Origin of the sequence: Micromonospora sp. NPDC004551, from assembly GCF_040609975.1 — a bacterium.
Classification (GTDB): Bacteria; Actinomycetota; Actinomycetes; order Mycobacteriales; family Micromonosporaceae; genus Micromonospora.
The window spans coordinates 78,996-102,514 of record NZ_JBEXLM010000009.1 but is presented as its reverse complement, the minus strand read 5'-3'; the positions used below and the strand labels follow the sequence as shown (position 1 = coordinate 102,514).

Sequence of the window (23,519 nt, the reverse complement as noted above, 5' to 3'; positions counted from 1 at the left end):
CCTCTCGGCTGGAGGAAGGCGTCTTCCCGCGCTCCATCGCCGCAAACGACCCGCGCGGCCCCGGCGTACCGGGGCCGGGCGGTCAGCGGTAGACGTGCACCGGGGTGCCGATGCGGATGGTGGCCCAGAGCCGGTTCATCGCCGGGACGGGCACCCGGACGCAACCGTGGCTGGCCGGGTAGGTGGGCACGGAGGTCGCGCCGTGCACCGCGTAGCCGCGGTAGAAGTAGTTCGGCCGCCACAGCAGGCCGAGGTCGCTCTGCCGCCACCCGTCGATGCGCCGTTGCACCGTCCAGTTGCCGGTCGGCGTGGGGGTGCTGGCCTTGCCGCTGGAGGCGTCCAGGATGCGAACCACGACCCCGTTCTTGGCCAGGTAGAGCACCTGCCGGGTGAGGTTGGCCTCGACCGAGTAGCCGGGATGGGTGTACTTCGGCTTCGGGACGACCGGCCGGTCGAGCGCCGCCCAGGTGCGCGGCCCCACGATGCCGTCGCGGACCAGGCCGTTGACCTTCTGGAAGGCGACGACCGCGTGGTGCGTCGACGGCCCGAAGATGCCGTCGACCCCGCCCACGTCGTAGTGCAGGGCGGTGAGCCGGGTTTGGAGCGTGGTGACCGCCGCGCCGCGGGAGCCCTCCCGCAACGTCGGCTGGCTGCTGGCGGCGAGCGTGCCGGCCGTGGCGGCGGCCGGGGCCGAGGCGGCCGTGGCGGGTGCGGCCGCGGCGGGCGCCGCCGGGACGGCCAGGCCGACGAGGCCGACGAGGAGCGCTGTCCCGAGCGCGGCGCGCGAGGCGGGACGGCGGTGACGACCGGTGTGTGACGAAGCGGGAAGCATCGTCCCTCCCTTCCGAAATCCTCTTCAGAAGGTAGTTCGCGGAAGGGGAAAAGTCCCCACCTTTGTCCGGTTGTGGCCCGGTCAGGCGACCCGGGGCGCCGGCACGGCCGGCAGGGCCACGCGCCGGGCCGTACCGGAGATGTCGCCGGTCCGCTCCACGGCCGGCTCGCCGACCGGGGTCGCCACCTCGACGGCGGCCGTCCCCGGCCCGTCCGGGTCGCCCTCGTCGGCGGCGGCCCGGACGGCGGTGAGCAGCCCGACCAGCCGGTCCACGTCGTCGGCGGGCATCCGGAACGAGCCGCGGCAGAGGGTGCCGCTCCACAGCGACAGCACCACGGCGCCGCGGTCCGGGTGGTAGCTGACCCGCAGGGTCCGGTCCTCACCGCGCAGGTCGGTGAACAGGTCTCCGAAACTGGGCATCGGTCGCACCTCTCCCATCAACCCAGGATGCCCCACCGCTCGCGTCCCCCGGAAGCCCTTGCCGTGCCGGTCCGCCGGCACGGGGGTAGCGTGCAGCGCGGAACGCGCAGCGCAGGGAGGTCCGGACAGTGCAGACGACGACCGTGGACGTGCCGACCGCCGACGGGGTGGCGGACGCCCTGCTCGCCCGACCCGACGGGGACGGGCCCTTCCCGGGCGTCCTGGTCTTCATGGACGCGTTCGGGCTGCGGCCGAGGATGGCCGAGATGGCCGGGACGATCGCCGCCCGCGGGTACGTCGTGCTGGTGCCGAACCTGTTCCACCGCTTCGGCCGCGCCCCGCTGGTCGATCTCTCCGGCCTGGCCGACGATCAGCGGCGCGGCGAGCTGTTCGCCAAGGTCGGCCCGATGATCGGCTCGCTGACCCCGGACGTCGTCGCCCGGGACACCGCCGCCTACCTGGACTTCCTCGCCGCGCAGCCCGGCGTCGCGCCCGGCCCGGCGGCGGTCGCCGGCTACTGCATGGGCGGCACCAACGCCCTGCGTGCCATCGAGGCGCACCCGGACCGGCTCGCCGCGGCGGCCGCGTTCCACGCCGGGCGCGTGGTCACCGACGCCCCGGACAGCCCGCACCTGGGCGTCGGCGCGGTCACCGGCGAGCTGTACTTCGGTCACGCCGACCAGGACGCGTCGATGACCGCCGAGCAGATCGCCACGCTGGAGAAGGCGCTCGACGCGGCCGGCGTCACCTACCGCTCGGAGGTCTACGCCGGCGCCCGCCACGGCTACACCCAGGCCGACACCCCCATGTACGACGAGGGGGCCACCGAGCGGCACTGGGCCGCCCTGTTCGACCTGCTCGACCGCACCTTCCGGCGCTGACCGCGGCGCCGGTCGGGGCGGACGGTTCACCCGCGCCGGGCCGGGTAAGCGCCGCCATGGCCGACGAGCGCCCCGACACCGTCCGCTCGCCGCTGGACCGGGCCGCCGCGCGGACCGGACGCGAACTGACCCAGCTGCGCGCCGAGGGTGGCGCCGCCGGCCGGCTGCGGCTGCGCCAGCTGGAGATCACCGTCGTGATCGCCGGCCAGGCCGGGCTGGCCGCCGCTCTCGCCGCCCTGCTCGCCCAGCACCTGCTCGGCCCCGGCGCGCACGTCTTCGCGCCCGCCGCCGCGGTCGGCACCATCGCCACCGCCATCGGCCAGCGGGCCCGGCGCACCCTCGAACTGCTGGTCGGGGTGGGGCTCGGCATCGTGGTCGGCGACGTGCTGCGCGACCTGCTCGGCTCCGGGTCGTGGCAGACCGGCCTGGTGGTCGCCCTGGCCGTCGCGACCGCGCTGCTCGTCGCCGGGCGCGGCGGTGCCCTGGTCGGCCAGGCCGGCGGTACGGCCGTGCTGATCGCCACCCTCGCCCCGGTCGAACCGGGCCTGGAGCTGCCCCGGATCTTCGACGCTCTGGTCGGCGGCGTGGTCGGCCTCCTGGTGGTGGCGCTGCTGCTGCCGGTCAACCCGCTGCGGGTGCTGGATCGGGCGACCGAACCGATCGTCGCGGTGCTCACCACCGAACTCGACGCCGTCGCCGGGGCACTGACCACCCGGGACGCCGACGCGGCGGTCCGCGCCCTGGAGCGGATGCGGGGGCTCAACGCCGACGTGGGACGGCTCAACGATGCGCTCAGCGGGGCCGAGGAGGTGGTCACGATCGCGCCGGTCCGCTGGCGCCGCCGCGACCAGTTCCACCGGTACGCGGCCGCCGCGCAGCACCTGGAGCGGATGGTCCTGTACGCCCGCTCGGTGGCCCGCCGCTCCGCCACCGCGCTCCAGTACGGCGAACCGATCCCGCCGGCCCTCGCCGACGCCGTGACCCGTCTCAGCCAGGCCGTCCGTGTCATGCGCCGCGAGTACCGCGAGGGCACGGGGGACCTGTCGGACACCCGGCGGCTGGTCCGGGAGAGCGCCGAGCTGGCCGGCCGGGCCTGGGCGCAGGGGGTCCACTCCTTCGGCGACGGCGTGATCACCGACCTGCGGACGGCGGACAGCGAGCTGCTGCGAGCCACCGGGTGCGACCCGGACGACGCCAACCGGATGGTGCGCACGGCGGCCGGCGCGGGGGAGGCGGAGCTGCGCCCGCCGCCGCGGGCACACATGGACCGGGCGGTCCGGCACGGCCCGCGGGCCCGGCGGCGGAGCCGGATGGTCCGGCGCGGCCGGAGCCGTCCCGCCGCGTTCCGCCCGCCGACGCGCACGCCCCGCCCGAACTGACCACGGGCTGTCCGGGTGGCGAGCCGGGGCCACGAGCCCGGAACTGGCCACTCCCACGGCCGCGCCCGGTGGCTAGCGTCGGCCCATGAGCATCGATCGAGCGGAGCTGTCCCGGCGGTTCGCCGCGCTGACCACCGCCCACGTCGCCGACGCCTGCCTGCGGGCCGCCGTTCCGGTGCGCTGCGCCCCGGCCGCCGTCCGGCCGGTGCTGGCCGGCGGCCGGTTGGCCGGCCGGGTGCTGCCGGCCCGGCACGTCGGCAGCGTCGACATCTTCCTGGAGGCGATCGACCGGGCGGCCCCCGGCGACGTCCTGGTGGTGGACAACGACGGCCGCACCGACGAGGCGTGCGTCGGCGACCTCGTGGTGCTGGAGGCGCAGGCCGCGGGCCTGGCCGGCCTGGTGGTCTGGGGCCTGCACCGGGACACCGGCGACATCCGGGCGGTCGGGCTGCCGGTGTTCAGCCTCGGCGCCACCCCCACCGGGCCGCAGCGGCTGGACCCGCGGCCGGTCGAGGCGCTGGCCTCGGCGCGCGTCGGGCCGTGGACGGTCGACCCGGGCGACGTGGTCCTGGCCGACGAGGACGGGGTGCTGTTCGTGCCGGCCGGCCGGGTCGGCGAGCTGTTCGGCCTCGCGGAGTCCATCCGGGACACCGAGCGGCGGCAGGCCGACCGGATCCGGGCCGGTGAGCCGTTGCGGGCGCAGGTCGGGTTCGGGGCGTACCTGGCGGGCCGGGCGGAGAACCCGGGGCTCACCTTCCGGGAGCACCTGCGCGCGGTGGGCGGCGCCATCGAGGAGTGAGACCGGCGCGGCTCAGGCGCCGCGGGCCCACAGGGCCAGGCGTACCCGGTTGGGGCTCCCGCTCTTGGTCATGAGGCTGGTGATGTGGGTCTTCACGGTGGTGACGCCGATGTGCAGCCGGTCGGCGATCTCGGTGTTGGACAGGCCCTCGCCCACCAGGTTCAGCACGTCCCGCTCGCGCCCGGTCAGGCCCTGCACCGGCCGGGGCGCCTCGGCCCGCGCGTGCACCGCCCGCTGGACGAGCCGCCGCAGCACGTCCGGGCTGAACGGGCTGTCGCCGGCGGCCGCCCGGCGCACCCCGTCGAGCAGGTCGGCGGGGGGTGCGTCCTTGAGCAGGAACCCGCAGGCGCCGGCGGTCAGCGCGGGATAGAGGTGGTCGTCGTCCCCGAACGTGGTGAGCACCAGTACCCGGGTGGCGGGACGCTCGGCGAGGATCCGGCTGGTCGCGGTGATGCCGTCGACGCCGGGCATCCGCAGGTCCATCACGACCACGTCGGGCAGCAGCCGCGCGGCCAGGGTGACCGCCTCCCGGCCGTTGTCGGCCTCGCCGACCACCTCCAGGTCGGGCTGGGCCTCGCCGAGCATGCGCAGGCCGGCGCGGATGAGGTGCTGGTCGTCGACCAGCAGGACGCGGATCACGCCGGCTCCGGCGCGTGCGGGCCGGCGGGCCGCGGCCGGGGCGCCGCCGGCTCCGGCGAGTGGGCCGGGGACCCGGAGGGCCCGGCCGGTGCGGCGCCCGCGACCGGCAGGACGGTCCGGACCCGCCAGCCGGCGCCGGTGGGCCCGGCCTCCAGCCGGCCGCCGAGCACCTCGACCCGCTCCCGCATCCCGGTGAGGCCGTGGCCGCCGCCGGCCGGCACCGCGGCCGGCGTCGCGCCCCGCCCGTCGTCCGACACCTCCCAGTGGACGGATCCGTCGACCACCGCCACGGTCAGCCGGGCCCGCGCCGCGGTGCCCGCGTGCTTGGCCACGTTGGTCAGCGCCTCCTGGGTCAGGCGCAGGATCGCCTGGCCCCGCACCGCGTCCAGCGACCCGACCGCCGGGTCGACGTCGGCCTCCACGGTGACCCCGGCCTGGCGTGCCCGGTCCACCGCCGCGTCCAGCGCCGCCGGGACCGCCGACGGCTCGATCGCGGTCAGCGAGGCGTCGCGCACCCCGTCGGGGTCGCGCAGCACCGCCACGAGGCGGCGCAGATCGGTCAGCGCCGCCGTCCCGGTGCCGTGCACGTCGTCGAACACCGCGCCCACCCGTGGATCCAGGTCCGGCAGCACGTGCCGGGCCACGCCGACGCGCAGCACCATCGACGCGACGTGGTGTGCCACGACGTCGTGCAGTTCCCGGGCGATGGCGGTGCGCTCGTCGGCGCGGGCGGCGCGGCTCTCCGACTCCCGCCGGCGCTGCTCCGCCGCCGCCCGCTCCTCGGCCTGGCGGGCCAGCTCCCGGGTGGTCCGGATGACAAGGCCGAGCAGCAGGGGCAGGCCGACCTCGACGGTCAGCCCGAAGGCGCCGGACAGCATCCGCCGGACCGGGTCACCGATCGAGTCGGTCAGGTCGACCGCGACCAGCAGGCCCGCGGCCAGCCAGATGGTCCGGGACCGTTCGGCCCACATGGTCAGCTCCAGCAGCGCCCAGCTGGCGCCGACCTGGTTGATCGTCACGTCGTCGACCAGCGGGAAGGCGACCGCCAGCAGGGCGGCCTGTGCCACCAGGTTCACCAGCGGTCGGCGGTGGCACAGCGGCGCGACGGCGAACGCGACCAGGGCCAGCGCCCACTGGGTGGCTGTTGGGGCGCGGTGGCTCTGGGTCCCGAAGACCAGGTAGCCGAGGCCGCTGAGGTCCAGCAGCAGCATCCGCGCGAGCGTGTCCCGCGCGTCGAACAGGCGCCCCACCCAGCTCACGACGCCAGCCTAGGCGCTGCGGCCGGCGGCCGGGGTGACGGCCCGCCGCTCCCGGCCGGGAGGCGGGGCCGCGGCCGGCCGCCACGCGGCGCGCAGTCCCAGGTGGACGGCCAGGCCGAGCGGTCCGAGGAGGATGGTCAGCACCAGCAGCGGCGCCATGACGAGTGCCGGCACGCCCCGCTCCAGGCCGTCCCGCCACATCCACCGGCCCACGAACAGGTCGAACCCGATCATGTGGGCCCAGGCCGCCGCCGCGCCGTCCACGCTGCCCAGCAGGTCCCGGACACCGGCCAGGGTCGGTGCGGTGACCACTGGCAGCACCCGGCCGAGCGCCGGGAGGACCAGGATCGCGTAGATCAGCAGGACCGGGAGCACGATCAGCGGCGATCCGACGATCCGGGCCGTCCAGGACCAGCGGGGCGTCAGGATCATCAGCGCCCAGAACGGCGCGGCGACGGCGAACGTCAGGGTGAACAGCGTCCCGGTCACGCCGCCACCACCGCGGTCGGGCGGCGCTGGCCGCGGGCCAGGACCGCACCGGCGGCCGTCGCGGTCGCCGCCACCAGGGCCGCCGCGACGGTCAGGGTGAGCGCGTCCGGGCGCAGCAGCGGCTGCCCGCGCAGCGCCTGCCAGGTGAGCAGCAGCGTGGCCGCGCCGTACGCCGCGCCGGCGACGAGCAGCAGGCGGGCCCGGGTCGGCTCGTCCAGCCGGGTGCCGAGGAAGCGGTTGACCAGGATCGCCAGCAGCGGCAGCGCCTGGAGGGCGTGCAGCCCGACGAAGTGCCCGATGCGCAGGTCGCCGCCGGTGGTGCTCCAGCCGACCAGGGGCAGCCCCGGCCCGCCGTCGGCCACGCCGACGCTGTGCGCCCCGCTGATCCCCTCGGCTGCCGAGTCCGGGGTACGGGCCACCATCGGGACGGCGACCAGCATGCCGAGCAGGGACAGGCCGAGGCCCAGCCGGACGGCGTACCCGGCCACCCGGTCCGCGGTGGGCCGCAGCAGCGCCACGACGCCGATGACCAGCTGGGCCATGAACAGCACCATGATCGCCGCGCCCATCGCCGAGAAGAGGGCGCCGTTCAGCGGCGTGGTGCCGTTGAAGTGGCTGGTGGTGCCGCGCAGCACCTGCGTCACGATGATCGCCATCTCCACCACGGACATCGCCACGATCACGGTGGCCGCCCACTCGGCGACCCGGCTGCGGCGCGGCAGCAGGGTGAGCATCCAGGCGAGGGTGGCGCCGTACAGCACGAACGAGACGGCGAACTTCAGCGGCTTGAGCCAGATCGGTGCGCCGGTGAGCACCCGCGGGTCGGCGACGGCGCCGACGGCCGCGACGACGGCGAGCACCGCCATCGCCGCGACGAAGAGCATCAGGGGGCGGTGCCAGCGCGCCGCCCGGTTCCACACGGTAGTCATGCCTGTAGATGCTGGTCAGCAGGCCGCCCGGTCGCGCCCGACCGCAGGCCCCGATGTCGGCCGCAGGTGCGGGGTGCGTCTCCTACCCAGGGAGGAGGCGCCGCGGTCGCGCGCTCATGCCGGGTCGGCGGGCAGGTGCTGGACGAGCTGGACGGGGTTGCCGTCCGGGTCGGCCGTCCAGGCGATGAGCAGCCGGTCCAGCCAGACGTGCGGGGCGGCGAGCGCCGGCGCGCCGGCGGCGGTCAGCGTCGCGTACGCGGCCGCGGTGTCGTCGGTCCAGAGCACGACGGCGGCGCGCTGCCCGCTCGGCACCGGATCCAGGCCGTGGTCGTCCCGGGTGGAGGTCACCGAGGCGATGCCGATGCGATAGCCGTCCAGCGTCAGGTCGACGTGGATCGGCGTGCCCTCGGCGGGCACCCGGAAGGTCTCGGTGAAGCCCAGTCCGGCGTAGAAGGCGGCCGCCCGGGGCACGTCCTCGCTGAACAGGATCACCTGCGGGGTGCGGAACATCGGCATCGGGGGACCGTACCGTCAGTCGGGCAGCATCGGCATCTCGAGACCGGGGTCCCGGCCGAGCAGCACCCCGCGGGTCAGCGCCCGCGATCCGAAGCGGTCCCGCACCGCGTCCACGGCGGCGTCCAGCGCCGGCCCGGGGTCGCGGGTGAACGGCAGGGTGAGCTGCACGTGCCCGTCGTCCAGGTTCCCGACGGCGACCCCGATGAGGGTCACGCCGCGGGTCTCGATCTCCGGCAGCGCGGCGCGCAGCAGCGACCGGGCGGTGGCCCGCAGCGGTCCGGTCTGGGCGGTGGGCTTGTCCAGGGTGTGCGCGCGGGTGGCCCGGGTGTAGTCGCCGAAGCGCAGCCGCAGGGTCACCGTGCGGCCGGTGCGCCGGGCGGCCCGCATCCGCCCCGTGACGCGGTCGACCAGCCCGGCCAGGACGGCGTCCAGTTCGGCGGGGGAGTGCGGCTCGCGGCCCAGCGCGTGCTGGGCGCCCATCGAGGAGCGCCGCCGGCCCACCTGCACGGCCCGCGGGTCACGGTTGTGGGCGAGGGCGTGCAGGTGGCGGCCGGCGCCCGCGCCGAGCAGCGACACCAGGGTCGGCTCGTCGAGGCGGGCCACCTGCCCGACGGTGCGCAGGCCCCGTTCGCGCAGCTTCGCGGCGGTGACCGGGCCGACTCCCCAGAGCCGCTCCACCGGCAGCGGGTGCAGGAAGGCCAGCTCGCCCTCCGGCGCGACGACCAGGAGCCCGTCCGGCTTGGCAACGCCACTGGCGACCTTGGCGAGGAACTTGGTCCGGGCCACGCCCACGGTGATCGGCAGGCCGACCTGCCGGCGTACCTCCCGGCGCAGCTCGGCCGCGATCCCGGCGGGCGGGCCGACGAGGCGACGCAGCCCGCCCACGTCCAGGAACGCCTCGTCGATGCTGAGCCCCTCGACCAGCGGGGTGGTGCGCCGGAAGATCTCGAACACCGCCCGGCTGGCCGCCGTGTAGGCCGCCATCCGGGGTGGCACCACGACGGCGTCCGGGCAGAGCCGCCGGGCCTGCCGGCCGCCCATGGCGCTGCGCACCCCGCGTGCCTTGGCCTCGTAGCTGGCGGCGAGCACCACACCGCCGCCGACGATCACCGGCCGGCCCCGCAGCCGGGGGTCGTCGCGCTGCTCGACCGAGGCGTAGAACGCGTCCAGGTCGGCGTGCAGGATGGTGGCCTCGCTCGACACGACCACATGTTCGCACAGATGTTCGAAGAATGGGCCGGTCAGGGCATGCTGACCGCGAGTTTGCCCAGCGTGCCGCCGAACTCGGCCAGCGCCCGGGGCACCTCGGCCAGCTCGTAGCGGCGCTCGACCGGCACCCGGACGCGGCCGGCCAGCACGTCGTCGGCGAGCCGGTCCAGCGTCGTCCGCTCCGGCCTGCTGAAGATCGACACGGCCGCCGGGTGCTGGTCGGGCCCGAAGCCGATGGTCGACGCCAGCCGCCCGCCGGCGGCGAGCAGCCCGGCCAGTGGCGCGCCCTCGCCGGCCAGGTGCACGACCCCGGAGACGCCGTCCGGGGCGAGCGCGCGCACCTGCCCGGTCAGGTCGCCCGTGTAGTCGACCACCTCGGCCGCGCCCAGGTCCCGGACGAAGTCGGTGGGCGGCCCGGGGCGGGCGGTGGCGACGACCCGGGCGCCGGCGAGCCGGGCGTACTGGACGGCCAGCGCGCCGACGCCGCCGGTCGCCCCGGCCACCAGCACCGTGTCGCCGGGGCGGACGGCCAGCGCGTCGAGCGTGTCGAGCGCGGTGGCACCGGCCAGCCCGAGCACGCCCGCCGTGGCGAGTTCGACGCCGTCGGGGACGCGGGCGAGGCCGTCGGCCCCGCCCACCGTCACGTACTCGGCCCACGTGCCGTCGCCCAGGTAGGGGCGCATGAGCACCCCGAACACCGGGTCGCCGACCCGGAACTCGCTGGTGCCGCCGATCGCCTCGACCTCGCCGGCGAAGTCCTTGCCGAGCACCACCGGGTACCGGTAGTCCATCGCCCCCCGCATCGCCCCGGCCGCCGCCTTCACGTCGAAGCCGTTGATCGAGGACGCCCGTACCCGGACCAGCACCTCGTCCGGGCCGGGACCAGGCCGGGCCAGGTCGTCCCGGGCGGTCGCCGGCGCCCCGTCCCGGTCGAGAGTGATCGCCTGCATCCGCTCGTCCCTTCCGCGTCAGGCGCCGCGGGCGCGGGGCCGGTGGGACAGCGAGCTCGGCGCGTTCACGCCCGCGTCGTCGCTCACGCTCATCCCCAGCCGCTCCACCAGCTCGCCGCCGAGCCACCCGGTGAACCCGGCCAGGATGATGCCGGCGAAGCTGCACACCAGCGCGCCGGCGTTCGGGTCCCAGTTGTCCGCGCCCCGGCGCAGCAGCCAGCTCACCGCGAACAGCACCAGCACGACCACGTTGCCGAGGCCGTGCGTCGCACCGACCCGCTTGGCGCGGGTGCCGGCCGGAATGGCCATCCAGTCGATCAGGCCGAACACCGCCGCGACCAGGCCGCCGATCACGCCGGCGGCGATGGTGTACGCGGCGGAGACCTGAAAGCCCGTCCGGTCGGTGATCAGGTACAGGATGTCGAAGATCACCGAGGTGGCGAGCAGTCCGAGCGGGAACACGATCAGGATGGGGTGGATTGCGTGCCCCATCGACTTCGCGCGACTCTCCATGCCGGTCCTTCCTTCTCGGCCCCCAGGCCGCGGCCGGTTTCCCCGTCCGGCGCCGGCTACACCTCGCGGCGGGCGAGGGCGACGGCCTGCCGGGGCGGCCGGCGGACCACCACGAGCCGATCGCCGTGCACCCGCAGCGAGGTACGCCCGCCGCGCCGCCGCCGCACCGTGAGATCCACCGTCGCGCCGCCCACCCGTACGCCCTCCAGCCGCAGGTCGGGCAGCCACTCGGGCAGGTGCGGGTCGACGAGGAGGGTGCGCAGCGGCGCGGCCGGGCGCAGCGCCAGCAGGGCCTGCACCAGGGCCACCACCGCGCTGGCCGACCAGGCCTGCGGGGAGCACGAGTTGGGGTAGACGCCCGGGTGCGGGTGGGCCGCGTCCCGGGGCAGGCCGCTGAGCACCTCGGGCAGCCGGTGCTCGGCGAACAGCGCCGCGGCGCCGAACATGCCCTCGGCCAGCCGGTGCAGGTGCGGCCAGCACCCGTACCGGGCCAACCCCAGCCCGATGGTGCCCGCCTCGACCGGCCAGACGCTGCCGCGGTGGTAGCTGAACGGGTTGTAGGCCGGGTGCTCCGCCGACAGGGTCCGCACCCCCCAGCCGCTGAACAGGTCCGGGGCGAGCAGCCGGTCGGCCACCCGCGCGGCGACCCGGGTGGGCACGATGCCCGTGGCGAGCAGGTGACCGTCGTTGGAGTTGGCCGAGCGGACCGGCCGCTTGTCCGGGCCCAGCGCCATCGCGTAGCAGCCCCGGTCCGGCAGCCAGTACGCGCCGTGGAACCGCCGGCGCAGCGCCCGGGCCCGGGCCAGCAGGGCGACGCCCCGGGCCGGGTGCCCGGCCACCGTGAACACCACGGCGGCGTGCCGCAGGGCGGCGTACCAGTAGCCCTGGAGCTCGCTGCTGGCGATCGGGTTCGGCACCACCTCGCCCCGCTCGTCGACGATCGCCGTGTCCGAGTCCTTCCAGCCCTGGTTCTTCAGCCCGCCGGGGGAGCGGCAGTGGTAGTCGAGGAAGCCGTCGCCGTCCGGGTCGCCGTACCGGTCGAGCCACGCCAGCGCCCGGCCGGCCGTGGGCAGCAGGTCCCGCACCGTGTCCAGGTCGCCGGTCCAGGCCAGGTACTGGCCCAGGAACACCAGGAAGTCCGGCGCCGTGGACCAGTCGCCGTAGTAGGCGGTGAAGGGGTTGAGCCCGAGCAGCGAGACGGGCCCCTGCCGGGCCTCGTGCAGCGGCTTGCCGGGTTCCTCGTCCCGCCAGTCGTCCAGCCGCCGGCCCAGGTGCTCGGCGTTGAGCCGGAGGCTGTCGGCCAGCATGGTGGGGCCCGCCAGCAGCGCCTGCCAGGAGGCGGTCATCGTGTCCCGACCGAAGATCTCCTGGTAGATCGGGAGGCCGGCGATGGGCGCCGCCGGGCCGGCCGGCTCGCCGAGCGGCAGCACGGCCAGGTCGCGTACGGCGCACCGCCAGGCCGCCGTGACGTCGAAGTTGCTGCTGGACAGCCGGGCCAGCTCGGCGTCCAGCCGGGCCCGGGCCCGGGCCGCCGGGTCGCCGGGCTCGGCGAAGGTGGCCGGGGGCGCGGGTAGCCGGTCCCCGTCGAAGACCGGCTCGACGAGCAGTTCCGTCCCGGCGCGGCCGCCCGGCGGCACGGCCAGGTCGACCGTGAACCCGCCGTCGGCGTACGTCACCGGGGCGTCCGCGCGCAGCCGGACCGCCACCGCCCGGTCCAGGCCCTCGTGCCGGTAGATGAGCCGCAGCTCGGCGGCATCCGGATCCCACACGCTGTCCACCTCGCCGACCTGGAGCCGGTGGCCCGCCTCGGCCTCGCTGGTGTCGGCGAAGTCCGCGTCGACCGCCAGCCCCAGCCGGAAGCGCAGCGGCCGGGCGGCGTAGCTCACGATCGTGAACCGGCTGCGCAGGCCGGGACCGACGAACCGCTCGACGGTCAGGTACGCGGCCCGCGACGGCAGCGCCTCCCCATCGCCCAACTCGGCGTAGGAGAGCTGGGCGTGCCCGCCCACGTCGGCGGTGGCGAACGGCACCGGCTCCCGGCCGTCCACGGTGATCCGCTCCCGGCTGAGCACCCGGGTGTTGCGGGCGAAGAAGCCCTGGGGGTCCGCGCCGGCGATCCGGCCGCGCACGTCGGTGACCAGGGTGCTCCACCCGCTCGCCACGTAGAGCAGGTCGGGCCGGACGCGCAGGTTGCCCACCCAGGTCATCCGCCCGCCGTTACCCCTTCGCGCCCCCGCTACACGGGGCGCGGTCAGGGTTGGGTGCGGGCCCGTCCCGGACGAGCAGCTCGACGGCCACCGCGATGGCCACCGCCTCCACGGCCAGCAGGGTGAGCAGGATCAGCAGCTGGGTGGCCCCGGCGCGGACCGGACCGGCCCCGCCGAGCAGCACGCCGACGAACGCGCCGGGCAGGGTGACCAGCCCGACCGTGCGGGTCTGGTCCAGCGCCGGGACGAGGGCCTGCCCGGCGGCCGGGCGGCAGATCTCCAGCGCGGCGTCGCGGGGGAGCAGCCCCAGGGCCAGCCCGGCCTCGTACTCGCCGTGCCGGGTGCGCAGCTCGTCGAGGGTCCGCCGGCCGGCCAGGCTGGTCGCGGTCATCGCCCCGCCGATCAGGATGCCGGCGGTCGGCAGCACCACCAGCGGGGTCGCCGGCAGGGCCCGGCTCGCCAGGAGAACGGCCAGGCTGGGCACCACCCCGGCGGCGATGGCCAGCGGGGCGACCCGGGCGGGCGCTCCGGCACCGATCCGCCGGCGTGCCGTGAAACCGGCGACGGCGTACATGAGCAGCACGAACGCGGTGGTGCTCCACCAGGCGCGGAGCACCGCGACGATGATCAGCGAGACGGCGCCGAGCTGGACGGTGGCCCGGGCCGCCGCGGTGAGCACGGTCCGGGCCCGGCCGAGGCCGGTGAGCCGCAGCACGGCGGCGCCGGCCAGGGTGAGCGCGGTGAGCGCGACGACCAGCGCCGGGCCGATCGGTACGGTGCCGCCGCTCACCCGATGATCGTATGCCGAGGGCCGGCCGGCGGGTGCGGTCCCGCCGGCCGGCCGCCCGGGTGTCACCGGCCGTAGACCTCGAACTCGTAGAGCGAGAAGCCGTACGAGGTGGCCCGCTTGACCCCGTACACCCGCACGTAGCGGGCGGTGACCGGGGCGAGGGTGACGTTGTCCGTCCCGCCGTTGCCGGCGGTGGTGCTGAACGCCGGCTGCCAGGCGCTGCCGTCGGCGGAGACCTCGATCCGGTACGCGCTGCCGTACGCGGCCTCCCAGCGCAGCACCACCCGGCCGATGGTGCGGGCGGCGCCCAGGTCCACCCGGAGCCACTGGTTGTCGTTGTAGCTGCTGGCCCAGCGGCTGCCCAGGCTGCCGTCGACCGCCTTGTCCGGGGTGTAGCTGGTGAGGAACTGGGTGCTCGACGCGGTCGCGGCGCGCCCCTGGGCCAGGTTGGTGACGTCGTCGCCGCGGCGCGCCGGGAACGAGACGACCTGCTGGTAGGTGGGGCGGTTCTGCCAGGCGATCAGCGGGTGGGTGATGCCGCCCAGACCGGACTGGGCGATGGCGTCGGCGCACCACTGGTCGCCCGCCCCGCAGGACTTGTCGCCCGGGTAGACGGTGGTGCCCGGCGCCGCGGCCGCCTGCGAGAGGGTGTCGAGCAGGCCCTGCCGGCAGGTGCCGAGGTCGCCGTTGCCGCAGTACGTCCGGCCCAGCCCGCCGGCCACCGGGTCGCCGAGCACGGCGCGGATGTCCTTGTCGACGTAGCCCCACCAGCCGTACTGGAAGGAGGAGCCCTTGTGCGGCTGGCCCGCGAGGGCCCAGACGGCGCTGCCGTCGCGGCCACCGTTCTGGCCGCCGGACGGCGCCTCGTTCACCTCGATGGCGTCCACGAGCGCGGCGTAGAGGTCGGGGCCGAGGCCGGGCCGGAACTCCGCGGCGGCCAGCAGCGGCCACCAGGCGTCGAAGATCCGGATGGCGTCGGCGTGCTGGTAGACCTTGGAACCGGGCGCGGTCTCCACCCGGCGGGCGCCGGCCTGCTGCCAGGCCCGCAGCTTGGCCACGGCGTCGGCCAGCGCCGGGTCGGTGACCGGCGCGCTGCCGAGCACCCGGAGCAGGTCGCCGAGGACCTGCTGGCCCCGCAGGTCGGTGACCGCGGCGTCGGCCATGATCCGCACGACGTCGGCCCGGCCCAGCTTTCGCTGGGCGATCGCGGCGCGCACCGGCCCGTCGAGGAGCTGGCCCCGGTGCACCGACCCGAAGCTGAAGTTGCCGTCGGCCGCGCCGAAGTCTCGGGCCTGCTTGTTGTTCCAGCTGACGTAGTAGTCCTGGTTCACCGACTGCGGGTGGGCGGCGGCCGGCGTGTAGGTGGCGGTGTTGGTGTCCGGGTTCCAGCCGACCCACTCGTTGGCCGCCTCGGCCCGGGTGGGCAGGTTGGGGTCGGCCGTGGCCGGCCGGACCGGGTTGGACCCGGAGTTGAAGTAGGCCGCCTCGGTCGAGTTGACGTAGAACCAGTTGAACGCGTACCCGACGTTCGCGGCGGACTGCTGGAACGCCGCCGCCGAGCCCATCGCGGCCGGGTCGTTGTACGCCTGGAAGCCGATCGCCGAGTCGGCCTCGTGCCGGTAGGTGGAGCGCAGCTTGGTGAACGCGGTGGGCTGCCCGTTCACCAGGCCGCGGTGTGCGACGAGCCCGTACCGGGTGCGCAGGGCGCGCAGCGTGTACGAGCCGGCCGGCGTGGAGTCGGCCAGCGTTGGCGACCAGGAGTTGCGGTGTTCGATGACCTCCATGGCCACGCACTGCCCGTGCCACAGGTAGCGGTTCGACGCGAGCGTCGGTGCGCTGCCGTCGGTGGTGCACAGCGGCACCGCGTACGTGTCGGTGAGGTCCTGGGAGGCGGAGGTGGCGCTCCACGCGTAGTCCTGGCCCCGGCCGAGCAGCACGTAGAGGTTCAGCCCGGCGAAGGCGGCGCCGCGGGCGCTGACCCCCGGCCCCTGGAGTTCCTGGAGCATGAGCAGTTGCGGGGCGAAGTAGCCGGTCTGCGGGCCGAACACGGCGACCGGGTTGCCGGTGGTGGTGTGCCGGCCGGAGATCACCACGGCGTTGGACATGCCGTGTGAGCGCAGCCCGGCGAGGCCGCTGAGCAGGCCGTCCGTGCCGGCGCTGCCGCCGCCGGCCTTGGCGGTGGTCGCTCCACCGGTCGGGTCGTAGGCGAGCGGCTCGGCCACGACGCTGCCGGCGTCGGGGAGCACCGCGCCGGTCGCGCCCGGCGGGGTGGCGCCGTAGGGGAAGCTCTGCCCGTCGTGCAGGGTGAGCACGGTCTCCGGGTCGTTCTGCGACCGGAACGCCTGCCAGACCCGGTCGCCCTCGGTCGCGCCGTACTTGGCCCGGGCGGCCACCCGGACCAGGGCGGACTGGATCTCGGAGCCGCCGCCACCGCCGAACAGCCCGCCGATGACGCCGGCCGTGGCGATGAGGTCGGTCATGGTGAAGTGCGTCGGCTTGCCCGCGCCGGCCAGCACGTACTCGCCGGGGTAGTTGTCGGCGCTGATGGACTGGTCGATGTAGGCGTTGACGCCGGCGATGTAGTCGGTGACGTCGTCGTAGAGCTGCTGGCCGCGGGTGCCCTTCTGGCGCAGCGCGTCGACCTGGGCCTGGAGGTCCGCCTCGGTGTAGGGCGAGTTGGCCCAGATGCTCTGCTCCAGCTCCCGGTTGCCCGGCGCGCCGCCGGCGAAGGAGGTGAGCGTGCCGCGGCCGGCGTGCCGGAGCAGGTCCATCACCCAGAGCCGATCCTGCGCCCCGGCGTAGCCGGCGCCGAACATGGTGCCCGAGCGGGTGGTGCCGGTGACGTGCGGGACGCCGGTCGCCCGGTCGCGCACGATGGTGACGTCGGCGCGGGGCCGCACGCTGCTCTCCACCTGCCCGTCGGGCACGCCGAACGAGGCGTCGTTGTAGAACTGCGCGATCTGCTCGTCGGTGAGTCCGGCGTAGCCGTAGACCAGGTTCGCGTACTCGTCGAGCTGGTCGCTGGAGTGCGCCGGCCGGGTGCCGAGCGCCTGGTGGGCGAGGATCGCGGCGAGGGTGGCGTTGCCGTTCTCGCCGGGCGGCAGGATGTCGGCGCACTGGCCGAGGCAGTAGTCGTTCGGCGCGAAGGTGGTGGCGGCGAGCGCCGGTGACGGTGGGACGACCGTCAGGGCGCTCGCCGCCGCGGTGAGGGCTGCGGCCAGGGCCGCGAGCCGGCTGCGGGTGGTGGGTCGGGGCATGGCGGATCCTCCGGGATGGACGGAGTCGGGCCGGGACTGCGCCCGGCTACCGCTTGCCGACGTCTCGCCCTCCGCGCCCGGGCGTCACACCCGGAGGTGAGAGTGACTCATGTCTACCTCCCGGTAATGATTGATGGCGTTCCATGCCTCGGGATAGGTGCCGTTCACCACGCGCGAATGCCGACGTTTCGGATTGCTCAGGACAGCGCGAGCGCGGCCTCGTGTCCCAGGTGGTCGGAGGCCCACCGGCCGCCGGGCGTCTGCCGCTCGTTGCCGAAGACCGCGCTGGACACCGGCACCACCGCGCCGCGGACCAGCACCATGTCGATCCGGTGCTCGACGTCGTCGGCCGGCTCGGTCAGGTCGTCGCCCAACCCCGAGGTGTAGCCGGGGTCGCCCGGGTGCAGGATCGGCCAGGTGTCGACCATCCCGCCGGCGACCAGGGCGAGGTAGGCCAGCCGGTTGTTCGGGTCGGGCAGCTCGGGCCCGCTGTTCAGGTCGCCCAGGAGGATCAGCCGGCCGGGCACGCTCAGCGGGCCGCGCAGCAGCTCCTGCGCCTGCAGCAGGCGCACGCCGGGGTGGAACGCCTCCAGGTGGGTGTTGACGAACCGGAAGGTGCGGTTGCCCAGCACGGCGTCCACGGCCGTCCAGCCGCGGGTGCTCGTGGCGGTGCCGCCGGTGGCGGCGAGCGGGAAGACCAGGTTGTTGACGAAGTTGCCCGACGAGCTGGCGTTCACCTTGACCCGGCCGCCGTGTCGCACCAGGATCACGTCGCGCATGGTGAGCCGGACGTCCCGCAGGTGGGGCGCCCCGGCCGGACCTTCCAGGTCCGCCTCCTCCTGCACCACCGCGACGTCGTACCGGTGGCCGGACCCGGCCAGCTGCGCCATCAACAGAGCCAGGTAGTCGTAGCGGACCTCGGTGGCCGGTGCCGGGTCGCCGAGCGGCCCGGTGCGCCAGAGCGCCACCTCCTGAAGCCCGACCAGGTCGGGCTTGCGCTCCCGGATCTCGTCGGCGATCAGCGCCGCCCGGGCCGGGAAGTCGACCAGGTCCACGTGGCTCAGCAGGGCCGCGTTCGCGGCCAGGAACGCCGGCAGGGTCGGCGCCCCGATCGACGGCGTGAGGTCGCCGCCGAGGTAGAGGTTGCGGGTCAGCACGGAGACCTTGGGCCCGGCCTCCGCCTGTGCCGGTGGGGCGACGAGCCCCAGGCCGGCCACCACGAGGGCGGCCGCGGTGGCCAGCCTGGCGAGGCGTCGGAGATGTGCGCGAAGGCTGCCGTCCATGGCTGTCGTCCTTCCGGCGGATTCCGTTGATCGGCGTACGCTAACGCCGGTCACACCACCGTGGACACCGCCGTTCGGGCCCCCTCCGCCCGGCGGTCAGGCCTGGGAGCCGGCGATGTTGACCATCCAGCCGATGCCGAACCGGTCGACGCACATGCCGAACTCGTCGCCCCACATCTGCTTCTCCAGCGGGACCGCGACCGTGCCGCCCTCGGTGAGCTGCTGCCAGTAGCCGCGCAGCTCGTCGGCGTCGTCGCCGCTGAGACTGATCGAGATGTTGGTGCCGGGCTGGTATTCCATCTCCGGCGGCGTGTCGGAGGCCATCAGCGTGTAGCCGCGGTCGGTCTCCAGCTGCGCGTGCATGACGTTGTCGGCCACCGACGGATCCGGGTTGCCGAACTCGCCGAAGGTGCTCAGGGTCAGGTTGCCGCCGAACACCTTCTGGTAGAACTCCATGGCCTGCCGCGCGTTGTCGCGGAAGTTGAGGTACGGGTTGAGCCGAGACGCCATCGTGCGACCCTCCTTCGTCCTTGGACGAGGGCCATCGTCGCAGGCGGGTCCGACGGTCACAACGATGCGTGACCGGTGAGTCGCAGCAGGTGCGACGGGAGCGGTGGAGGTGGCGCCGTTGCCACCCCCACCGCCTTTTCCCCGCCGGTGCGCCGTCAGTTCTCCTGGAACGACTGACGCACCACACCCCCCACCAGGGCGCACCAGGTGGTGGTGCTGACCTTGCCGTTCGTGTCGAGACCGTGCAGTTCCTGCAGGTCCTGGAGGGCCTTCTTGGTCGGGTGGTCGTACTCGCCGGTGATCGCCACGTCGGCGTAGCCCTTGGAGTTGAGCATGAACTGCACCGCCTGCACGGGGATGCCGGTGGCGTCCTTGCCCAGCTCCGGAGCCAGGGTCTCCCAGGTCGGCGCCGTGAGGGTGGCGTCGATGTCGACCGGGATGCCGTTGCGGGCCTGCCAGTCCTGCACGGCCGCCACGGTGGCGGCGTCGAACACGCCGGTGACCGGGACGGTGTAGCCGCGGAAGGTGAGCAGGTACTGCGCCACCTTCACCACCGGGCCGCCGACGAAGCGCCAGATGTCCGGCCAGCGGCGCGCCGGCACGTCGCCCAGGTCGGTGCCGAGCTTGGCGAACACCCGGCGGCGCAGGGCCGGGAACTCCCGGTAGAACATCGCCCCCGGGCACTGGGTGGCCCGGAAGTCCCAGTGGCCGAAGATGTCGTGCGCGTGCAGGCCGTACTGCCGGCAGATGGCGGTGCAGAGCTTCACCAGCGAGTCGAGCAGCTCGTCGGGCGGCGTGTCGGTGACGTAGGTGCCCTCGTTCTCGATGCCGATGGCCCGGCCGTTCTCGCCGGGGCAGTGCGCCGAGATCATCTGCCGGTCGCCGGCCTGCAACCGCTCCAGGCTGCCGTGCCGGCCCTCCAGGACGTGGCCGCCCCGGCTGACCGTGAAGTGCTGCCCCGTGTCCGACCAGCGGTTCACGTCCATGTGCAGGTCCTGGCAGTCGCGGGCGAGCTGCTTGGCGTGCTCCTCGGAGTAGTCCGTGCTGTTCGGGAACGCCATGTGGTGCACGATGATCTTGTTGGTCGCGATCGCGCTGATGGACAGCGGGTCCGCGGGCGGGCGGGCGGCCCACTCGTCGCAGCTGATGATCCAGTCGAGGTCCGCGCCCGGCGCCGCCTGCGCGGCGGCCGGGAAGGCGAGTTCGCTCCCGACGACCGCCACCGCGGCGGCGCCGAGGCCGGCCCGCAGCAGGGTACGACGGTCGAGCTCGGGGTGGTCGAAGTGCATGGCATCTCCTCGGTGGCCCGACGGGTGTGCGGGCATGTAAAGGAACTCCAAGTGCTGCGCGCGAAGTGGAGAATATTGCCAGGATCGGCCGGCGCGCCAGAGGACAAATGCGACGACCACCGATCGCCGGGACACCATTCCCACCACCGGGGTAGGCGATGTCACGTCCGGTGGATGGGACGGCGGCGCCCGCGGGGCGGGCCGTCGTGGCAGCCTGGACCCCGTGCAGCCACCTCGCCTGACCGGTCTCCTGGTGCTCGTCGCGGTGCTCGCGGCCGCGGGCGCCTTCGGCTGGTGGCGCCGGCGTCGCGACGGCCGGCTGCGGGCCGTGTCCCCGGACGGCGACGCGTCGCAGCGGGCCGCACTGGCTGCTCTCGGCGTCCGCACCGGCGCGGTCACGCTGGTCCAGTTCTCCGCCCCGGTCTGCGCGCCCTGCCGGGCCGCCCGCCGGGTGCTCGAGGACGTGGCGGGGCGGCTCGACGGGGTCACCCTGCTGGAGGTCGGCGTCGAGGAGCACCTCGACCGGGCCCGTGAGCTGGACGTCTGGCGCACCCCGACGGTGCTGCTGGTGGACCCCGCCGGCCGGATCGTCCGGCGGGCCGCCGGCGTGCCGGACCGGGCGGACCTGCTCGCCGCGCTCGCGCCGCTGGTCGCCGGGGCGCGGGCGTGACCGGCGTTCGACTGATCCGGCGGCGGGTGGTGGACCACGGGCGGCTCGCGGCGAGCCTCTGTGCGTCGGTCGCCAACCCCTGACCGACTCCCTCCGCCACCCGAACGGAAGCCGCCATGCTGCTCGACCCTCGCGGGCCGCGGTTCGCCGCCGCCCTCACCACCGTCGTCCTCGCCGCCGCCCTGGTCACCGGCTCCGGCTGGCTCGTCCTGGCCCAGGCCGTCGTCTTCGCGCTGACCGCCGTCGATCCGCGCCGCGGCCCGTACGGCCTGCTGTTCCGCGCGCTGGTCGCGCCTCGGCTGGCCCCGCCGGCCGAGCTGGAGCCGGTGGCCCCGGTCCGCTTCGCCCAGCTCGTCGGACTCGCCTTCGCCGCGGCCGGCGCGGTCGGCTGGCTGGCCGGCGTGCCGCTGCTCGGCCTGGTCGCCACCGCCGCCGCACTCGCCGCCGCCTTCCTCAACGCGGCCTTCGGGCTCTGCCTCGGCTGCGAGGGCTACCTGGCGATCCGCCGCCTCACCGGCCGCCCCCTGGCCGCGCGGACGCCGGCCCGGCCCGGCTGACCGGTCCCCGCCCAGCTCACCCCGCTTGGAAACGTTTTCGTAACGAGCCCTTGACCTGACCGTCGGGTCGGGCGCAGACTCCCGGAAACGTTTACAGCAGAGCAGCTGGAGGTGCGGGCGTGGGTCGTAAACGTTTACAGGAGTCGGCCGACGGCCGGCCCACCGTCCACACCGTCGCCGCCCGCGCCGGTGTCTCCATCGCCTCCGCCTCGCGCGTGCTCAACGGCGTCGGCGGCAGCCCGGAGACCATCCGCAAGGTGCGCGAGGCCGCGGCCGAGGTCGGGTACGTGCCCAACGCCATCGCCCGCTCGCTCCAGTCCCAGCGCACCGGCCTGGTGGCGCTCGCCGTCGAGGACATCGGCAACCCGGTGTACGTCGAGATGATGCGGGCCATCGAGTCCGTGGTCGCCGCCTCCGGCCGGCAGCTGCTGGTGCACGCCACCGGCGGGCGGATCGACAACGAGACCGCCCTGCTGCGCCGGCTGGCCCACCGCTACGTCGACGGCATGATCGTCTCCCCGATCCGGGTCACCGACGACCACCTGGCCGCGCTGGTCGACAGCCCGGTCCCGGTGGTCGTGGTCGGCCAGCTCCCCGCCGACGCGCCGGTGGACAACGTCCGCACCGACTCGCGTACCGGCGTGGGACTGGCCGTCGACCACCTGGTCGCGGCCGGGCGGCGGCGGATCGGCTTCGTCAACGGCCCGCTGGACACCGTGCCCGGCGCGGCCCGTGACGCCGGGTTCCGGGCCGCCCTCGCCGGGCACGGCCTCGCGCTCGACGAGCGCCTGGTCGAGATCGGCGACTTCCGCTACGCGGCCGGCCGGGCCGCCGCCGAACGCCTCCTGGCCCGCGCCGAGCCCGACGCGCTGGTCTGCGCCAACGACCTCATCGCCGTCGGCGCGCTGCACGCCCTGCTCGCCGCCGGCCGGCGCGTCCCCGACGACGTGGCGCTGGTCGGCATGGACGACACCGAGCTGGCCCAGATGACGTTCCCGCAGCTCTCCAGCGTCTCCCTCGGCTCGGCCGAGCGCGGTCGCCGCGCCGCCGAACTGCTGCTCCAGCGGATCGCCGACCCGGCCCTGCCGCCGCGCCGCGAGCAGGTCGCCCCCAGCCTCGCCGTGCGCGCCTCCAGCGCCGCGACCCCCCTGTTCCTCCCCGCGCCGGCCGAGCCGGCGCCCGCGCCGCGTACCCCGGAGGTGACGGCATGACCACGGTGGCCGAACGGCCCGACGTCGCCCGCGCCGACGGGCCCCGCAGGGCCCGGTCCCGGTCCGACCGGCTCGGCATCTACCTGCTGCTGCTCCCGTCGCTGCTGCCCATCGTGGTGCTGTCGGTCTTCCCGCTGGTGCGCGGCATCTACCTCGGCTTCACCGACGCCCGGGCCGGGCGCAACGTCGAGATCAGCTTCACCGGGCTGGACAACTACCGGGAGCTGCTCGGCGACGAGCTGTTCTGGAACTCGTTCAAGATCGGCCTGCTCTGGGCGGTCGGGGTGACCGTGCTCCAGTTCGTGCTCGCCCTCGGCCTGGCGTTGCTGCTCAACCAGCAACTGCGCTTCCGCGGACTGGCCCGGGTGCTCGCCGTGGTGCCGTGGGCGATGCCCCCGGTGGTGGTCGGCATCCTCTGGAAGCTGGTCTACCACCCGGACGCCGGCCTGCTGAACGAGTTCTTCTACCGCGTCGGCGCGGACGGGCTGCGCACCAACTGGCTCGGCGACTTCAGCACCGCCCTGCCCGCGGTCATCATCGTCGGCGTCTGGGCCGGCATGCCGCAGACCACCGTCGTCCTCCTGGCCGGCCTGCAGGGAGTGCCGCGCGAGCTGCACGAGGCGGCGGCCGTCGACGGGGCCAGCACCTGGCACCGGTTCCGCAACGTCACGCTGCCCGCCATCGCGCCCGTCGTCGTGGCGATCACCTCGCTCGACTTCATCTGGAACTTCAACTCGTTCGGCCTGGTCTACGTGCTCACCGCGGGCGGGCCGGGCGGCAAGACCATGCTGCCGATGCTCTTCGCCTACGAGGAGGCGTTCCGCTACGGCAACTACGGCTACGCCGCGGCCCTCGGCAACGTCATGGTCGTGATCATCGTCGCGCTGCTCGCGGTCTACCTGCGGCGCCGACTCCGGGAGGCGAACTGAC

23 protein-coding genes are annotated in these 23,519 nt (G+C 75.1%); 7 read left to right on the top strand and 16 right to left on the bottom strand.

Going from position 1 to position 23,519, the window contains the following annotated elements:
• Window positions 1-82: 82 nt before the first annotated feature.
• Together ABZW14_RS13690 and ABZW14_RS13685 are read right to left on the bottom strand one after the other, a co-directional pair.
• Window positions 83-832, bottom strand: a complete 750-nt coding sequence (locus ABZW14_RS13690; RefSeq protein ID WP_355344835.1) for a L,D-transpeptidase family protein — start codon at window positions 830-832, stop codon at window positions 83-85.
• An 81-nt stretch (window positions 833-913) separates the two neighbouring features.
• The gene (locus ABZW14_RS13685) at window positions 914-1,252 is read right to left on the bottom strand and encodes a hypothetical protein (RefSeq protein ID WP_355344832.1); all 339 of its coding nucleotides are present in this window, start codon (window positions 1,250-1,252) and stop codon (window positions 914-916) included.
• A gap of 128 nt (window positions 1,253-1,380) precedes the next feature.
• On the opposite strand from ABZW14_RS13685, the gene ABZW14_RS13680 reads away from it, so the two are divergent.
• From ABZW14_RS13680 to ABZW14_RS13670, 3 genes are all read left to right on the top strand, one after another.
• Window positions 1,381-2,133: a dienelactone hydrolase family protein gene (locus ABZW14_RS13680; protein ID WP_355344829.1), complete on the top strand. Its 753-nt coding sequence runs from the start codon at window positions 1,381-1,383 to the stop codon at window positions 2,131-2,133.
• A gap of 56 nt (window positions 2,134-2,189) precedes the next feature.
• On the top strand, window positions 2,190-3,512 hold the full coding sequence (locus ABZW14_RS13675; protein WP_355344826.1) for an FUSC family protein: 1,323 nt from the start codon (window positions 2,190-2,192) through the stop codon (window positions 3,510-3,512).
• A gap of 85 nt (window positions 3,513-3,597) precedes the next feature.
• Window positions 3,598-4,311 carry an RraA family protein gene (locus ABZW14_RS13670; RefSeq protein WP_355344823.1) on the top strand — a complete coding sequence of 238 codons (714 nt, stop codon included), beginning with the start codon at window positions 3,598-3,600 and terminating at the stop codon, window positions 4,309-4,311.
• Between the two features lie 12 nt (window positions 4,312-4,323).
• On the opposite strand, the gene ABZW14_RS13665 is transcribed toward ABZW14_RS13670, so the two are convergent.
• The 14 genes from ABZW14_RS13665 to ABZW14_RS13600 all read right to left on the bottom strand — a co-directional run bounded on the left by ABZW14_RS13665 (window position 4,324) and on the right by ABZW14_RS13600 (window position 20,151).
• Entirely contained in the window at window positions 4,324-4,950 is a 627-nt protein-coding gene (locus ABZW14_RS13665) for a response regulator transcription factor (protein ID WP_355344820.1), read from the bottom strand.
• On the bottom strand, window positions 4,947-6,209 hold the full coding sequence (locus tag ABZW14_RS13660) for a histidine kinase (RefSeq protein ID WP_355344817.1): 1,263 nt from the start codon (window positions 6,207-6,209) through the stop codon (window positions 4,947-4,949). The genes ABZW14_RS13665 and ABZW14_RS13660 overlap by 4 nt, the downstream gene beginning before the upstream one ends.
• A gap of 9 nt (window positions 6,210-6,218) precedes the next feature.
• Window positions 6,219-6,698, bottom strand: a complete 480-nt coding sequence (locus ABZW14_RS13655; RefSeq protein WP_355344814.1) for an ABA4-like family protein — start codon at window positions 6,696-6,698, stop codon at window positions 6,219-6,221.
• Complete coding sequence (locus tag ABZW14_RS13650) at window positions 6,695-7,627, bottom strand: hypothetical protein (protein ID WP_355344811.1); 933 nt, start codon at window positions 7,625-7,627, stop codon at window positions 6,695-6,697. The genes ABZW14_RS13655 and ABZW14_RS13650 overlap by 4 nt, the downstream gene beginning before the upstream one ends.
• A 114-nt stretch (window positions 7,628-7,741) precedes the next feature.
• Window positions 7,742-8,143 carry a VOC family protein gene (locus ABZW14_RS13645; RefSeq protein WP_355344808.1) on the bottom strand — a complete coding sequence of 134 codons (402 nt, stop codon included), beginning with the start codon at window positions 8,141-8,143 and terminating at the stop codon, window positions 7,742-7,744.
• 15 nt (window positions 8,144-8,158) lie between these two features.
• Window positions 8,159-9,346: a DNA polymerase IV gene (dinB, locus tag ABZW14_RS13640; RefSeq protein ID WP_355344805.1), complete on the bottom strand. Its 1,188-nt coding sequence runs from the start codon at window positions 9,344-9,346 to the stop codon at window positions 8,159-8,161.
• A 38-nt stretch (window positions 9,347-9,384) separates the two neighbouring features.
• Window positions 9,385-10,302, bottom strand: coding sequence for an NADP-dependent oxidoreductase (locus ABZW14_RS13635; RefSeq protein WP_355344802.1), 918 nt, complete (start codon window positions 10,300-10,302; stop codon window positions 9,385-9,387).
• 18 nt (window positions 10,303-10,320) lie between these two features.
• A complete protein-coding gene (locus ABZW14_RS13630) occupies window positions 10,321-10,815 on the bottom strand; it encodes a DUF2231 domain-containing protein (RefSeq protein WP_355344799.1) in 495 nt (164 codons plus the stop codon).
• Between the two features lie 56 nt (window positions 10,816-10,871).
• A complete protein-coding gene (locus ABZW14_RS13625) occupies window positions 10,872-13,022 on the bottom strand; it encodes a glycogen debranching N-terminal domain-containing protein (RefSeq protein ID WP_355344796.1) in 2,151 nt (716 codons plus the stop codon).
• A 10-nt stretch (window positions 13,023-13,032) separates the two neighbouring features.
• On the bottom strand, window positions 13,033-13,812 hold the full coding sequence (locus ABZW14_RS13620; protein WP_355344793.1) for an ABC transporter permease: 780 nt from the start codon (window positions 13,810-13,812) through the stop codon (window positions 13,033-13,035).
• A 62-nt stretch (window positions 13,813-13,874) separates the two neighbouring features.
• Window positions 13,875-17,069: a penicillin acylase family protein gene (locus ABZW14_RS13615; protein ID WP_355344790.1), complete on the bottom strand. Its 3,195-nt coding sequence runs from the start codon at window positions 17,067-17,069 to the stop codon at window positions 13,875-13,877.
• Between the two features lie 197 nt (window positions 17,070-17,266).
• On the bottom strand, window positions 17,267-18,352 hold the full coding sequence (locus ABZW14_RS13610; RefSeq protein WP_355344787.1) for an endonuclease/exonuclease/phosphatase family protein: 1,086 nt from the start codon (window positions 18,350-18,352) through the stop codon (window positions 17,267-17,269).
• 96 nt (window positions 18,353-18,448) lie between these two features.
• Window positions 18,449-18,862 (bottom strand): VOC family protein, encoded by a 414-nt coding sequence (locus tag ABZW14_RS13605; protein WP_355344784.1) that lies wholly within the window; start codon window positions 18,860-18,862, stop codon window positions 18,449-18,451.
• 155 nt (window positions 18,863-19,017) lie between these two features.
• Window positions 19,018-20,151, bottom strand: coding sequence for an N-acetylmuramoyl-L-alanine amidase (locus ABZW14_RS13600; RefSeq protein ID WP_355344781.1), 1,134 nt, complete (start codon window positions 20,149-20,151; stop codon window positions 19,018-19,020).
• Window positions 20,152-20,374: 223 nt separating this feature from the next.
• Between ABZW14_RS13600 and ABZW14_RS13595 the strand changes: the two genes are divergently transcribed.
• The 4 genes from ABZW14_RS13595 to ABZW14_RS13580 all read left to right on the top strand — a co-directional run bounded on the left by ABZW14_RS13595 (window position 20,375) and on the right by ABZW14_RS13580 (window position 23,518).
• A complete protein-coding gene (locus ABZW14_RS13595; protein WP_355344778.1) occupies window positions 20,375-20,821 on the top strand; it encodes a thioredoxin family protein in 447 nt (148 codons plus the stop codon).
• 116 nt (window positions 20,822-20,937) lie between these two features.
• Window positions 20,938-21,378, top strand: coding sequence for a DUF4395 domain-containing protein (locus ABZW14_RS13590; protein WP_355344775.1), 441 nt, complete (start codon window positions 20,938-20,940; stop codon window positions 21,376-21,378).
• Between the two features lie 119 nt (window positions 21,379-21,497).
• Entirely contained in the window at window positions 21,498-22,589 is a 1,092-nt protein-coding gene (locus ABZW14_RS13585; protein ID WP_355344772.1) for a LacI family DNA-binding transcriptional regulator, read from the top strand.
• The gene (locus ABZW14_RS13580; RefSeq protein WP_355344769.1) at window positions 22,586-23,518 is read left to right on the top strand and encodes a sugar ABC transporter permease; all 933 of its coding nucleotides are present in this window, start codon (window positions 22,586-22,588) and stop codon (window positions 23,516-23,518) included. Before ABZW14_RS13585 ends, ABZW14_RS13580 begins: the two co-directional genes overlap by 4 nt.
• Window position 23,519 lies beyond the last annotated feature (1 nt).